Annotated in this window: 14 protein-coding genes; 10 read left to right on the forward strand and 4 right to left on the reverse strand. The window is 68.1% G+C overall.

Features of this window, described 5'->3' with window-relative positions:
* The first annotated feature begins 75 nt into the window (after positions 1 to 75).
* The 7 genes from HLH45_RS07325 to HLH45_RS07355 are packed head-to-tail and all read left to right on the forward strand — an operon-like array spanning position 76 to position 7,344.
* Complete coding sequence (locus tag HLH45_RS07325) at positions 76 to 1,836, forward strand: bifunctional alpha/beta hydrolase/class I SAM-dependent methyltransferase (RefSeq protein WP_008571209.1); 1,761 nt, start codon at positions 76 to 78, stop codon at positions 1,834 to 1,836.
* A complete protein-coding gene (locus HLH45_RS07330) occupies positions 1,833 to 3,170 on the forward strand; it encodes a phosphatase PAP2/dual specificity phosphatase family protein (protein WP_008571208.1) in 1,338 nt (445 codons plus the stop codon). Before HLH45_RS07325 ends, HLH45_RS07330 begins: the two co-directional genes overlap by 4 nt.
* The gene (locus tag HLH45_RS07335) at positions 3,167 to 3,613 is read left to right on the forward strand and encodes a hypothetical protein (RefSeq protein ID WP_008571207.1); all 447 of its coding nucleotides are present in this window, start codon (positions 3,167 to 3,169) and stop codon (positions 3,611 to 3,613) included. The genes HLH45_RS07330 and HLH45_RS07335 overlap by 4 nt, the downstream gene beginning before the upstream one ends.
* Positions 3,610 to 5,106, forward strand: coding sequence for a TIGR04222 domain-containing membrane protein (locus tag HLH45_RS07340; RefSeq protein WP_008571206.1), 1,497 nt, complete (start codon positions 3,610 to 3,612; stop codon positions 5,104 to 5,106). The genes HLH45_RS07335 and HLH45_RS07340 overlap by 4 nt, the downstream gene beginning before the upstream one ends.
* Entirely contained in the window at positions 5,106 to 5,744 is a 639-nt protein-coding gene (locus HLH45_RS07345; RefSeq protein ID WP_008571205.1) for a CDP-alcohol phosphatidyltransferase family protein, read from the forward strand. The genes HLH45_RS07340 and HLH45_RS07345 overlap by 1 nt, the downstream gene beginning before the upstream one ends.
* Entirely contained in the window at positions 5,741 to 6,373 is a 633-nt protein-coding gene (locus tag HLH45_RS07350; protein ID WP_008571203.1) for a lysophospholipid acyltransferase family protein, read from the forward strand. The genes HLH45_RS07345 and HLH45_RS07350 overlap by 4 nt, the downstream gene beginning before the upstream one ends.
* Positions 6,370 to 7,344, forward strand: coding sequence for a phosphatidate cytidylyltransferase (locus HLH45_RS07355; protein WP_008571202.1), 975 nt, complete (start codon positions 6,370 to 6,372; stop codon positions 7,342 to 7,344). The genes HLH45_RS07350 and HLH45_RS07355 overlap by 4 nt, the downstream gene beginning before the upstream one ends.
* A gap of 214 nt (positions 7,345 to 7,558) precedes the next feature.
* Here the strand turns inward: HLH45_RS07355 and fis are convergent, their stop codons facing one another.
* The 3 genes from fis to HLH45_RS07370 form a co-directional block, all read right to left on the reverse strand.
* Positions 7,559 to 7,831: a DNA-binding transcriptional regulator Fis gene (gene fis / locus HLH45_RS07360; protein WP_002804983.1), complete on the reverse strand. Its 273-nt coding sequence runs from the start codon at positions 7,829 to 7,831 to the stop codon at positions 7,559 to 7,561.
* A gap of 105 nt (positions 7,832 to 7,936) precedes the next feature.
* Complete coding sequence (locus HLH45_RS21750; protein WP_074053253.1) at positions 7,937 to 9,307, reverse strand: DUF3426 domain-containing protein; 1,371 nt, start codon at positions 9,305 to 9,307, stop codon at positions 7,937 to 7,939.
* Between the two features lie 326 nt (positions 9,308 to 9,633).
* Complete coding sequence (locus tag HLH45_RS07370) at positions 9,634 to 10,011, reverse strand: helix-turn-helix domain-containing protein (protein ID WP_008571865.1); 378 nt, start codon at positions 10,009 to 10,011, stop codon at positions 9,634 to 9,636.
* A 143-nt stretch (positions 10,012 to 10,154) separates the two neighbouring features.
* On the opposite strand from HLH45_RS07370, the gene HLH45_RS07375 reads away from it, so the two are divergent.
* Positions 10,155 to 10,664, forward strand: coding sequence for a hypothetical protein (locus HLH45_RS07375; RefSeq protein WP_008571864.1), 510 nt, complete (start codon positions 10,155 to 10,157; stop codon positions 10,662 to 10,664).
* Between the two features lie 22 nt (positions 10,665 to 10,686).
* Here the strand turns inward: HLH45_RS07375 and prmA are convergent, their stop codons facing one another.
* A complete protein-coding gene (prmA, locus tag HLH45_RS07380; RefSeq protein ID WP_008571863.1) occupies positions 10,687 to 11,607 on the reverse strand; it encodes a 50S ribosomal protein L11 methyltransferase in 921 nt (306 codons plus the stop codon).
* Positions 11,608 to 12,499: 892 nt separating this feature from the next.
* Here prmA and HLH45_RS07385 point away from each other — a divergent pair.
* Positions 12,500 to 13,429 (forward strand): hypothetical protein, encoded by a 930-nt coding sequence (locus tag HLH45_RS07385; RefSeq protein WP_008571862.1) that lies wholly within the window; start codon positions 12,500 to 12,502, stop codon positions 13,427 to 13,429.
* A complete protein-coding gene (locus tag HLH45_RS07390; RefSeq protein WP_003483177.1) occupies positions 13,426 to 13,791 on the forward strand; it encodes a hypothetical protein in 366 nt (121 codons plus the stop codon). Before HLH45_RS07385 ends, HLH45_RS07390 begins: the two co-directional genes overlap by 4 nt.
* The last annotated feature ends 66 nt before the right edge of the window (positions 13,792 to 13,857 follow it).

Raw genomic sequence — 13,857 nt, forward strand, 5'->3', positions numbered from 1 at the left:
CCCGCAGCAACGCCGCTGGCCGCTGCGCTGTGGTGATCTCTGCGATTCAACCTTTCGACTTTTCAGGATGCTTCGATGCGCACAGTGCTAGAGCGCGAGTTCGTCAGTTTCGATGGTGTGCCGCTGTTCTACCGGCACTGGCCGTTGCACGATGCCGCTGCCACCGGCACGCCGAAGGCGGTGGTGCTGCTGCATCGCGGCCATGAGCACTCTGGCCGTGTGATGCATCTGGCCGAAGAACTCGACATGCCCGACGCCCAGTTCTTCGCCTGGGACGCACGCGGCAACGGCCGCTCGCCGGGCGTGCGTGGCGATGCGCCGGGCTTCGAAGCGCTGGTGCGCGATCTGGACAGCTTCATCGCGCATCTTCGCGCCACCCACGGCATTGCGGTGCAGGACATCGTGGTGATTGCGCAGAGTGTGGGCGCGGTGGTGGCCGCCACCTGGGTGCACGATTACGCCCCGCCGCTGCGCGCGCTGGTGCTGGCATCGCCGGCGTTCAAGGTGAAGTTGTATGTGCCGTTTGCACGCCCCGGGTTGGCGTTGCTGCATGCGCTGCGCGGCAACTTTTTCGTCAACAGCTACGTCAAGCCGCAATGGCTGACGCATGATCCGGCGCGCGTGGAAAGCTATCGCACCGATCCGTTGATCACCCGTCCGATTTCGGTGCGCGTATTGCTCGGTCTGTATGCGGCAGCCGATCGCGTGGTGGACGATGCACAGGCCATTACCGTGCCGACCCAGTTGCTGGTCTCCGGTGAGGATTTTGTGGTGCATCGCGGCCCGCAGGACCGCTTCTACGAAAACCTGCGCTCGCCGATCAAGCAGCGCCACTGGTTGCCGGGGTTCTTCCACGACACTTTGGGCGAGCGCGATCGCGCGATGGCCATCGCGCACATTCGCCAGTTCGTCCAGGCGCGTTTTGCGCAACCGCCGGTGCGCGCCGCGCTGGGCGATGCACACCGTGCCGGGCCCAGTTTCGAAGAGGCCGAACGGCTGGCCTGGCCGCCGCAGCGCAATAGCCTGCAGGACCTGCGCTGGCGTGGCGTGCGTGCCGGCCTGCGCCTGGGTGGCAGGCTCTCCGAGGGCATCGCGCTTGGTCTGCAGACCGGTTTCGATTCCGGCAGCACATTGGATTACATCTACCGCAATCAGGCGCGTGGTCGCGGGCCGTTGGGGCGCATGATCGACCGCACGTATCTCAACGCGATCGGCTGGCGTGGCATCCGCATCCGCGGCAGCCATCTGGGCGAATTGCTGCGCGATGCGGCGGCGCGCTTGCGTGGCGCCGGCAAGCCGGTGCGCGTGCTGGATGTCGCTGCCGGGCACGGCCGCTATGTGCTCCAAGCGCTGGGCAGCGGCGCACAGCGTGCCGATGCGATCGTGCTGCGCGACTTCAGCCCGCTCAACGTGACCCAGGGCACGGCGCTGATCCAGACGTTGGGCGCAGGCGATATCGCCCGCTTCGAACAAGGCGATGCGTTCGACCCGGCAGCGCTGGCCACAGTGCAACCGGCACCGACGCTGGCGGTGGTGTCGGGCCTGTACGAGCTGTTTGCCGACAACGACCAGGTCGCGCGTTCGCTGGCCGGCCTGGCCGCGGCGGTGCAGCCGGGCGGTTATCTGCTTTACACCGGCCAGCCCTGGCATCCGCAACTGGAATTCATTGCGCGCGCGCTGACCAGTCACCGCGATGGCGTGGCCTGGGTGATGCGCCGGCGGAGCCAGCAGGAGATGGATGGCCTGGTGGAAGCGGCGGGCTTTCGCAAGGTGGCGCAACGCATCGATGCGTTCGGCATCTTCACCGTCTCGATGGCGCAGCGAATCGACGCATGAGCCACGTTGCCCGCCCATCCGGCCGTGCCGCGCTGTGGCTGGCGTTGCTGGGACCGTTTTTCTTCCTCAGCTACGGCCTGGCCAACACGCTGGCCGGGCGGGCGACGCATGTGCCATCGGTGGTGTTCGGCTGGGAACACGGCATGCCGTTCTGGCCGTGGACCATCGTGCCGTACTGGTCGATCGATGTGTTCTACGCGGTCTCGTTCTTTGTCTGCCGCAACCGCCGCGAGCTGGACACGCATGCACTGCGCTTGCTCAGCGCCCAGCTGATCTGCGTGGCGTGTTTCGTGTTGTGGCCGCTGCGCTACAGCTCCGTACGGCCGCAGACCGAGGGCGTGTTCGGCTGGTTGTTCGCGGTGCTGCTGGGCTTCGACAAACCCTTCAATCAGGCGCCGTCGCTGCACATCGTGCTGCTGGTGGTGCTGTGGGTGCGCTATGGGCAGCATCTTTGCGGGGTGTGGCGCTGGTTGCTGCATGCCTGGTTCGCATTGATCGGTGTGTCGGTGCTGACCACGTATCAGCATCACTTTCTCGATATTCCTACCGGACTCGCGGTGGGCTGGCTCTGCGTGTGGCTATGGCCGGAGCGGGTCGCCGCACCATTTGCGCAGGCACGGTGTGCACGCGACCTGCGCCGTTGGCGCCTGGCCGCGATGTATCTGGCCGGCGCGCTGGTCAGCGCTGCGCTGGCGCTGTGGAGCGGCGGTGCAGCACTGTGGTTGCTGTGGATCACCCTGGCCTTGCTGCTGGTTGCCTTGAATTACGCGCTGCTCGGGCCGGGCGGATTCCAGAAGCGCAGCGATGGGCGCCTGAGTCTTGCAGCCCATTGGTTGTATGCGCCGTATCTGTTGGCGGCATGGTGCAACTCCCGGCTCTGGACACGGCGTGCGCCGTTGCCGCGCGCGGTGTGCGATGGCGTGTGGCTGGGGCGGATTCCGTTGCCCGGCCAGCGCGACAAGCGTGCCGCCGTGGTGGACGTGTCTGCAGAGCTCTCGTTGTACGCCGCGCAGGCGCAGGACCGTGTGGTGCCGATGCTCGATCTGGTCGCGCCGTCGCCGGCGCAGCTGCGCGAGGCCGCGCAGGCGATCGCGCAGGCGCAGGCGATCGGGCCGGTGCTGGTGTGTTGTGCATTGGGCTATTCGCGCAGTGCTGCCAGTGTGGCCACCTGGCTGGTGCGCAGCGGTCGCGCCCAGGACGTGGATGCGGCCATCGCACAGTTACGCGCCGTGCGGCCGTCGATCGTGCTCGGGCATGCGCATCGCGCGGCGATCGTGACGGCATGCGACGGTCATGACGGTGGCGACGACATCCCCGAACGGAGAGCGCAATGAATATCGCCCCGCTGACCTTGGCGGCCATGCGCGCAGTGCTGCGGCAAGGTGCAGCATTGGACCGCCTCTCACTCCTGCTGCTGGCAGCGGCCATCGGCTTGCTTGGTGTTGCGCAGGCGCCGCCGTTGATGCAGTTGAGCTATGCCATCAGCATGCTTGCGGGCGTGCTGCAGCGCTATTGGGCGTTTCGCGTGGGCCTGGATGCCGACCTGCTGGCAGCCTCCATCGCGCATCTCGAACGCTGCGGTGGCACCGGGCAAGACGCCGCGCACCAGCTCGATGCGGCGATGCATGCGATTGGCCTGATACCAAAGCTTTCGCCCACCCGCGACTGGGCATCGCGCTGGACCGGCATGCGCCGCCTGCTGCGTTGGCAGCTGGCAAGCGTGGTGGTGCAACTGCTGTTGGTGGCTGCCGCGCTCGCTCTCAGGATATTCGGATGAGCAACCAACCCGATTTTGCTCGGCGCGAACCGCGCCATGCCACGCCAGCGCAGCGAGCGCTGTGGCAACGGCTGCAGGGCTATCGTTTTGGCCAGGACGAAGCAGCGTTTGCCGCCTTCGTTCGGCGCGTGGCCAAGCAGGCACAGTGCAGCACCGAACAAGCGCAGGCGTTGGTGGAGGAGTACCGCCGGTTCTGTTTTCTTGCCTGCACCGACACCGTCGACGTCACCCCCAGCCCGTTGGTCGACCAGGTCTGGCACACGCATCTGACCGACACCCGCGAGTACTGGCAGCAGTTCTGCCCGCACGTGCTGCAGACTACGCTGCATCATCAACCCGGACGCGGCGATGCCGGCGAAGAGGCGCGTTTCCAGGCGCAGTACCGCCAGACGCTGGAGCGTTACCGCACGCAGTTCGGCGAGCCGCCGGCGCAATGGTGGCCTGTGGCGCGACCGCCGCAATCGACGCTGGATCCGCTGCACGGCCACACTGCCGAACAGACCTTGCAAGCCTTGCGTGGAGCGCCGCGGTCAGCTGGGCCGCAGCGCGGTGTGCCGTATGCCGTGGTTGTGTGGGCAATCATCGCGGTGGCAGTGGGCATGGTCTGTCACTCAGCCAATGGCGGGGCGCTGTCGCCGCTGCACTGGCGCGGTGTCTATTTCCTGCCGCTGTTCATCGCGCTGATCGGTCTGGCCTGGTCGATGGCGGCATGGTTGCGGCGGGTGCTGCGACGCGGTCGCACCGCAGCAGCAGTGGATGCCAGCGAGCTTGCATATCTGGGCGGCGGTGCCGATCGCGTGGCCGACCTGTGGTTCACCGAATTGCTGGTGCGCAATGCGGTGTATCTGGAGCGCGACGCAACCGAACCGGCACGTCGCTGGGTACGTTGCCACCGGCAGATTGCAGTCCCGCCTGCGCTGGAGCCGGCACTGGAAGCGGTGCGCACCACCGAAGACCCGGTGTGGGCCTTACGCGCGTTGCGCGCGCTGGCCGCACCGCTGGAGCAGCGCTTGATCGACAAGGGCCTGTGGCTGAGCCAGGCGCAGGCACGCGCGGTGCGCCTGGCATGTACCGTGCCGGTGGCGCTGGTATGGGGGCTTGGCCTGTGCAAGCTGGTCATCGGCGTGCAGGGCAACCATCCGGTGGGCTACCTGCTGTGTCTGATGGTGCTGACCACATTGCTGGTGCTGGGCTTTGCGCTGGTGCCCGTGCGGCGCACGCTCGGCGGCGAGGCCCGCCTTGCGACACTGCGTCAGACACGGCGACGCGATGCGGCGCGCACCGGCGGTGATCCAGGCGAGGCGGTGGCGCTGTACGGCACTGCGGCACTGATCGGAACCGCTTGGGCCGACTACCACAGCCTGCGTGCGCCGCATGGCCACGCCGGTGGCAGTGGCAGCAGCTGCGGCGGGGGTGGCGGCGACTGCGGCGGCGATGGTGGTAGCAGCGATGGTGGCGGCGGCTGTGGCGGCTGCGGCGGAGGAGGCGACTGATGCAACACGGACAGCGACAGCGGCAGTTGCTTTGGGCGCGCGTGCTGCGCGGACGTGGCGCCACGCCCAATGGCGTGTCGTGGGTGGGCATCGCATGTGCGGCGTTGGCCGGGCTGATGTTCTACATCGGGTTGAGCGCGCCTGCGCGCGAAGGGGCCATGCCGCTGCTGCTGGCGGTGCTCGGGATGCAGGGGCGGCTGTGGTGCAACCGCATGGATGGCGTGCTGGCGCGCCAGGCGCGCATGGTCGCGCGCGCCGGTGAGGTCTACAACGACGCGCCCGATCGGTTGTCCGATGTGCTGGTCTGCGTGGGCCTGGGCTATGGACTGCAGGCCGGTTTGCCGTGGGCTGCGCAACTGGGGTGGGCGGCGGCGCTGTGCTGCGTGACCACCGCATACGTGCGCATGCTGGGCCTGGCCTGCGGCACGCCAGAGCCGCGGCAGGGGCCGATGAGCCGCGTGCAACGCATGCAGTGGTTGTCGCTGGCAGGCGCGCTGGCCTTGCCGCTGCAATGGATGGGCCAGCCGCGTCTTGCGGCCTGGCTGCTGATCGGAGCACTGGCGGTGTTGATCGCCGGTGCCTTGCTGACGGTGGCAGTACGACTGCGCACGATCGTGCGCACCCTGGAGCAGAAATGATTGCCCGTTTGATCGCGCGCGCTTGCAGCGGCGCCATTCGTACCTTGACCGGCGCGCGTGCGCTATGGCGCGGTTGCGCGCCCTCCAACGAGCGTCGCGTGTATTACGGCAACCATGCAAGCCACGGCGATTTCGTGCTGATCTGGTCATCGCTGCCAGCCAGCCTGCGGCATGAAGTGCGCCCGGTGGCGGCGGCCGACTACTGGCAGCGTACCGCCCTGCGGCGCTACCTGATCCACGCGGTCTTCAACGGCGTGTTGATCGAACGCGACCCGGCGCAGCGCACGCGCGACCCGATCCAATGCCTGTGCGATGCGGTGGACGCCGGCGATTCGTTGATCCTGTTTCCCGAAGGCACGCGCAACCCGGACGACGGCGTGCTGCCGTTCAAGAGCGGGCTGTATCACCTGGCACGGCAACGCCCGGAACTGGAGTTCGTGCCGGTGTGGATCGATAACCTCAAGCGCGTGATGCCCAAGGGCAAGTGGTTGCCGTTGCCGCTGCTGTGCACCACCACCTTTGGTGCGCCATTACGCCTGGATGCGGACGAAACCAAGGATGCGTTTCTGGCGCGTGCACGTGCGGCGTTGCTGGCGTTGTCGCCCGATCAGTTGGAGGCGCGCGCATGAGCCTATATGTGTACAGCGGGCAGCTGCAGCAGTCTTCGATGCATCAGCAGACGCTGTGGCTGTTCAGCGGTATCGCGCTGGTGCTGGTCATCGCCACGCTGATTTCCGAAACCCTGCGTTGGCGCGCACGCGAACGCCCCAGCGCAGTGCTGGACAACCTGGTCGCCCGTATCCGTGCGTGGTGGGTGATGGCTGCGGTGGTCGGCCTTGCGTTCGTGTTTGGCCGCGCCGGCGTCATCGGCTTGTTCGCGCTGGTGTCGTTGTTTGCGCTGCGCGAGTTCATCACCTTGACCCCGACCCGGCGCGGCGATTACTACGCGTTGCTGGCCGCGTTCTACATCGTGCTGCCGTGGCAATACGGCCTGGTGTGGACCGGCTGGTACGGCATGTACACCTTGCTGATTCCGGTCTACGCGTTCTTGGTGTTGCCCATCCTGGCCACCATCGGCGGCGACACCACGCGCTATCTGGAACGCACCGCCAAAGTGCAGTGGGGCCTGATGATCTGCGTGTTCTGCATTTCGCATGTGCCGGCGCTGTTGAACCTGGACATTCCCGGCTATGCCGGGCGCAATCTGCTGTTGATCGCCTTCCTGGTGATCGTGGTGCAGTCTTCGGATGTGCTGCAGTACGTGTGGGGCAAACTTGCCGGCCGCCATTTGATCGCGCCGAAATTGTCGCCGTCCAAAACGGTGGAAGGATTCATCGGCGGCGTGTTGTCGGCCAGCCTGCTCGGGATGGCGCTGTGGTGGATCACCCCGTTCGCGCCGTGGCATGCCTTCGGCCTGGCGTTGGTGGCCAACCTGATGGGATTTTTCGGCGGGCTGGTGATGTCGGCGATCAAGCGCGATCGCGGCATCAAGGACTGGGGCCATATGATCGAAGGCCACGGCGGCGTGCTCGACCGCCTGGATTCGGTGTGCTTCGCCGCGCCAGTGTTCTTCCACCTGATCCGCTATGGATGGGCGTGACCGCTTGTCACATCGCTCGTCATGAAATCGCAACACGTGCATCGCGTGCGGTTGGCAATCTGCAGCATCGGATCGGCGCAGCGCGCGTCGGTCAACCACCGCTCTGGCCAACCGGAAGGCTGACCCGTACGAAACCACGCTGTGACCGGTAACCCGTGCGCGCACCGTCTGCCAGAAGCACGCTTTTACGATTCCCGATTCCCGATTCCCAAGCCTACGTCAGCCCGTACTCTTTGAGCTTCTTGCGCAAGGTTGCCCGGTGAATGCCCAGCATCGCCGCGGCGCGGCTCTGGTTGCCTTCGCAGTGGTTGAGCACTTCGACGAACAACGGGATCTCCATCTCGCGCAGCACGATTTCGTAAACATCGTCCGCGTCGCTGCCGTCCAGGTCGCGCAGATAACGGCGAACGGACTGGGCCACGTGTTCGCGCAGGGGCGACTTCGGGGCGCCACGACTGGTGTCAGGACGAGAGGGGGCTGCGTTCAAAGGAGGTTCCCAGTGTCACGAAGCCGGGACGCGTGGCCGGCGAGGGGGAGTGAGTCTAGCGCGTGACCTCATCGCTCGCCACGCCCATGTGGCGGTCGCGCCCGTTCACCGGAAGTCGAAACTGAAGGCGGCGGTGCTCGCGGCCGGTTCGCGTACCCGGAACGCGACCTGCACCGCCTGACCCGGCGCCAGCGTGTCCTGCGCCGGCGGCGATGGTCCCAGATACTCCTGCGGCGACAGGATGCGGGTACCGATCACCCGGCCGTCGGCATCGGACAGCGACAGCTGCAGCCACGGCCAGGCCTGTGCCCAGCGCGCGTCGTTGCGGAAGCTGGCCTGGATCTGCAGCACCCCGGCCACACCGGGCAGCGGCCGCACCTCGCGGTTGAGCAGGGTCAGCGCCTCCGGCTCGCGCCAGGCCGGCAAGCTGCAGCGCGCCAGCGTGCAGGCCGCGCCGACCAGCGGCCGCAAGCGCGCGTTGGCGGCCAGGTGCGCGCGGTCGGAGATGACGATCTGCAACCCGAGCACGCCGACCAGCCCGACCAGCAGCGCCCACTGGCGCCCGCTGGCGCGTAGCCGCGGGCGGGTGACGCCACGCCGCGCGAAGGCGGGTGCGGCCAAGGCGGGCGCGGGCAGGGGCTGCAGTTGCACGGCAGTGGTACGGGGCTGCGCGATGCCGGCATCGGACTGCGCGTGCTCGCCTGCCAATGCGCTGGCTGCGCCGGAATCGGTGGTTGCCGGGTCGGGATGGCTGGAGGGGCGGCCCGGGTGTGACTGGCCGTCGGCTGTGCCCGCCGACCGCTCGCTGGCGCTGGTGTCGGCCTGCGTTGCGGCTGCCGCCGTTGCCACAGCTGGGGTAGATCCCGCAGACGCTGCTGGCGTTGCGACTGAAGCCTGGCGCGCGGGCGTTTCTGCCAGCGCCTTCGGCGTGCCCGGCGCATTCTGAAATGCCAGATCTGCATCCGCCGAGGCGCGTAGTGCCCGTTGCTGCGCTGAATTCGATGGGCCAGGTGCCGCCCGCGCGGTTGGGTGCCCGAGGTCGTCAGCATCGGTCGCGGCCAGCCCGTCGTCGGCCCGGGTATCGGTGGCGGCCGACGCCGAGCGAGGTGGATCGAGCATCGCATCAGGAACGTGTCCGGCCGCGGGCGCGCTCGCCGAAGCGGACGGCGTCGCGGTGCCGGGCGCGGGCAGTGGCGTCTGGCCGGACACCGGCGCCTGGAGACCATCGTGCCCGGACATGCCCGTTGCGCGCTGCGGCGACGAAGCCACCGCGGCAGCAGGCAATGGCACACGCGGTGCCGGCTGCGCATCCACCTCTGGCGCTGGCGCCGGCGGCAACGCAGAGCCCGGGGCCGATGTGGCCTGCTCGGCCGGCTCCGCAGGTGGAACCACCGGGGTCGGAACCAGCGGCGGAGCAGCCGGCGTCGCACGCAGGAACGTGGCCAGGGGGCGGCGCGGTGGCGGAGTCTCGGACATCGGCAGGCGTGCAGCGGGAAGACCCCTATTCAACCACGCGCACGTCCAGGGGCGAACCTGTGCCGACGGCGATGCGGTCAAGCCGCCGCGCGCATGCCTGCAGGTGTTCGTCTCCGGCCCAGGTGGTCATGGCGGCGTCTGCGTCGATGCCCACGCAACGCACGCAGCGCATGCCTTCTCCGAAAACGGCCGCCGCCACGCCCATGCAAGCCGACGAAGACGCCCGGGCGCATCCAGGATCAGGAGGCCACAGCCAGCGGAATATCGCCTTGAAATCTCGGTGCCGGTTGCGTCGGCTCGCCGATTCCCGATTCCCGATTCCCGATTCACCGCCTGCGCCGCGTCTTCCCTTCAGCCAGCAACAGATCCAACAGGCCGGCGCGCTGGCGCGGCGTCAGGGTATCGAAGCGCGTCAGCAGCACGCGTTGCTGGTCATCCAGGCGGCGGTACTGCGCCGGTTCTTCGGCGATGGCCGACACCGGCGGGCCGAACACGCGGTCGCCGCGGCCGGTGGCCAGGTATTCGAACGCCATGCCGCTGCGCCTGGCCAGGCCGATCAGGTTTTCCACCGACGGTGCGGTGCCTTCGGCCATCTCCCATTGCGCCACCGCGCTGCGGGTGACACCCAGCTCGCCGGCCAGGGCTTCCTGGGTCAGCTTGGTGAGGCTGCGGGCTTCGCGTACTCGTTCGTACAGCTTGCTCACACGGCACCGTTGGAGGGCAGGCAGGGGCGGGAGATATAGCCCTAGCAGCGCCTGGAGATAGTTCGTATAACTTTCATATCGCCATATGTTTGCGATACTGTCGGTGGATCAATGATGGCTACATCACAGCGAACTCAAGGAGGATGTTCATGGTCGAGCCTGCCGGTCGAAAACCCGACCCCCAGCGGCGCAGCCCGCCCCCGCACGCCGCGCCCGCAGACGTGCCGTGGCCGGCCCATTCGCCGCTGGACCCTGCGGTGAGACGTTTTCGGGGCGCGGCCCGGTACGCGATCTGGCGGCGTGGCCACGAGTGGACGGCCGTGGCCGATGGTCCGCAGTGGTCAGCGGCGCTGGCACCGCGGGTCTGGGCGCTACGGCAGCGGCACTGGCCGCTGCTGGCGGCGAGCGCGCCGATGCTTGTGGTTGCCGGCGCAGTGGCGCTTGCAGGTGTGCGGGCGTGGTCGCCGGTGGCCTGGACGGCGCTGCTGGCGGCTGAGGTGCTGCTACGGGTCTGGGTGGCCCGGCAGGCCGGGCCGTGGCGCACGGCGGCACTGCAACGCGACGGCTGGCAACCGGTGACCCGGTTGCGGGCGATCAGCGTGGCCGATGCAGTGACCACCGCGCAGATTCGCGCCGGCCGGCCACAGCGCTAGCCGGCGTGGACGATACCCCGGATCAGCCGCGGCGCACGCCGTCGATCCGCATCCAGTCTTCGTCGCGTTCGCAGCGCAACTGGTCGAACCAGGGGGCGTAGCGTTTGAGCAAGTCGTCTTCTTGGCCGTGCAGGATGCCCGACAGCGCGATCCGTCCGCCCGGTGCCACGCGCGCGGCCAGGGTGTCGGCCAGGGCGTCCAGTGCCGAGGCCAGGATGTTGGCCACGACCACCTGGTAGGTCTGCACCGGTTCGTCCTGCGGCATGTAGACCGTCAGCTGCGCGTCCACACCGTTGCGTTGTGCATTGTCGGCAGTCGCCAGCAGCGCCTGCGGGTCGTTGTCCACGCCGACCGCGCCGGCGGCGCCCAGCTTCAGCGCGGCGACCGCCAGGATGCCCGAGCCGCACCCGAAATCGAGCACGCTGCGGCCCTGCAGCTCGCCGCGGCCGGCCAGGCTGTCCAGCCAGCGCAGGCACAGCGCGGTGGTTTGATGGGTGCCCGAGCCGAACGCCAGGCCCGGGTCCAGCCGCACCACGGCGGCCCCCGGGGTGTCGGCGGCTTCGGGCAGCGCGTGATTCCACGGCACGATGAAGGTGCGTTCGCCAAACTGCATCGGCTTGAACAGGTCCATCCAGGCGCGTTCCCAGTCGCTGTCTTCGACCATGCGAAACGCCACCTGGCTCCAGTCCAGGCCCGGATCGAAGGCTTCCAGCGCTGCCAGCACCACCAGCGCGTCGCTGTCGCCATCGAACAGCGCGGTCATCGTCAGCCGGTCCCACAGCGGCATTTCGCCCACGCCCGGTTCGAGAATGGCGCGCTCGTTGCTGGTATCGGCATCGGCGTCGAGCATGGTCACCGCCAGTGCGCCCACATCGTCCAGGGCGTTCTGGAAACGGGGCAGGGTGACCTCGGAACAGGAAAGCGTCAGTTCAAGAAACGGCATCGTGGCGGTCGGGCAATTCGAAAGCACGCATCCTAGACCATTCGTGCCGGCGTGCCTGCCGCGCTGCAGGCGACGGCGTTCGCAGGCGCCGTCGCTTCGGCGGTGCGTCTTGCCCATGCGTGCGGTGAAAACTGCCTTGCTGATCAAGATGCGTCCGCCGCCAGGCAGACGGCTGCTGCTGGCGAATGGACGACTGCCCGGTGCGACGCTGCCAAACAGCGCATCTGCGGCTGGATGTGGTGCCCGGCGGATGGCTGTAGGCCGATGCCGCCACGCCTGGGACTGAACCGATGATGCTGCTGCGCAATCGGGCACGGGCTTGGTCGACGGCCGCGTCGAGCAACCAGGAAGAGGCGCTGCGTCTTTGCGACCACGCGCAATCGCGTGCGCAGACAGCTGCGTGATGTGCTGCCGTGTTGCGTACCACCGTGCAGCGCGATGTGTGCGGCACGCTGCGTCCACCGATGACGCAATAGCGCTGCAGCTGGGCATCGCAGCGTCGGCGAGTGATGTTGCCAGAGGACAGGCTCGCTCGAAGCGGCGCTCTCCAACATGCGCTGCTATCGGATGCCCAACCGGCGAAGATCGATGCCGCATCCGGCAATCGGCAACCGATCAACTCAACCGCAAGCCACACGCAGCTGAGCAACACCGACACCACACCAACACCCAACACGCAGCACGGCACGGCAAACACCACAGCGCAGCACACCGCACAACCGAACGCATGCAGCGCGCCACTCACGTGCAGTCCGTTCAGGCCGTGACGCATGTCGCTCCCTTCCCGCCACCTCCACTGGCAGCGTCTGCTTGGCGGCGGCTGTGCGCGTGGGTGGGTGCTAGACTCCGCGCCGTCGCTGCGGGTGGTTCCGCAGCAGGGTCGCCGCCATCCATGCCGCTTGCTCGTGCCCGCCATCTCTGGCTGCTGCTCGCTCCCGCTGCGCTTGCGGCGGCCGCGTGGTGGCATGTGCGCGCGCAACCGGCCGAGCGTGATGTTGACCGCGCAGTGCCGGTTGCTGCAGAGGCGGCGCCGGTCAGCGCTGCCACACCGCAGCTGCATGCGGCGGCCGAGCACGGCGCCGCGTTGCAGCTGCCGCATCGCGATGCGGTGGAAGCGCAGCCGGATCTGTATCGCTACGCGCAGCAATTGCAGCAGCAGGTGCGTGCCGGCGACGCACAGGCCGGGTGGCGGTTGAGCCGTGTCTACGATTACTGCGCGCCCTATGCGGCCAGCCCGTCCGGCTATGCCGCCGATAGCGCATGGATCGCCGCGCAACGCACGCCGGGAGTGGCAGCGATGCATGCCGCACGCGAGCGCCTGGCGCAGCGTTGCGCCGGCTTCGCCCCCACCGACGGGCTGAGTCCGCGCATGGTTGCGCAGCAACGCCTGGCCGCGGCGCGCGCCGGCAGCCTGGCCGCCGAGGCCGCCATGCTGGCGTTGGGCGAACCGTTGCACGCATCGCCCGGCTACAAGCGCGCGCTGGTACGACGCGTGCTGGCCTCGCGCGATCCCGAGGCCTATCTGGCCCTGGCCCCGGCGATGGGCGCGCGGGCCAGCGGCGATGACAGCCTGCAAGGCTATGTGGCCGGCGATCAGTTCGCCGAGCTGGCCTGGCAAGTGGCTGCGTGCCGGCTGGGGCTCGATTGCAGTGCCAGCAGCACCTTGGTCACCAGTTATTGCGCCAACGCGGGCATCTGCTCGCGCAACAGCGCACAGGATTTCGTGTCCTTCGTATTCGATGCCGCGGTGCCGCGGCAGGGAGCAGACAGGGTGGATGAGATGGTCGATACATTGGTCTCCGATGCGGGAGCGCAGTCATGAATTACCGTCGGTTGGCGCACGGCGCCAAGTTCTGGTTATGGGTGGCGTTGTTCGTGGCGTATTCGGCGGCGGCAGTGAGCATCGTGATGATCGATACCGCCGATCACCGTTACCAGCCGCTGTCGGTCAAATCCACCAGCGTCACCGCCGACGAACAGCAGCGACGGCATGGCGCAAGCCAGGTCGCCGCGGTCTACCGCGCCAGCAGTGCCATGCCGTTTTCCACCTTGCCGGCCGGCTCCACCTTCCAGGTGGTGTGGCCGGACGGCTCCACCGAAACCATGACCGTGGTCGACCCGTCATCGGCCAGCGGCATCGTGCCGGTGCCCGGCAGCCAGCAGGCGCCTGCGCCGCGGCGGTGAGGGGCGCAGGAGGTCCCGCGCCGACACCACTGCCGGCGTGGCATCTGCCGTTGCTCGCCACCGCAG

It is taken from the genome of Xanthomonas euvesicatoria (assembly GCF_013112235.1).
Lineage (GTDB): Bacteria > Pseudomonadota > Gammaproteobacteria > Xanthomonadales > Xanthomonadaceae > Xanthomonas > Xanthomonas euvesicatoria.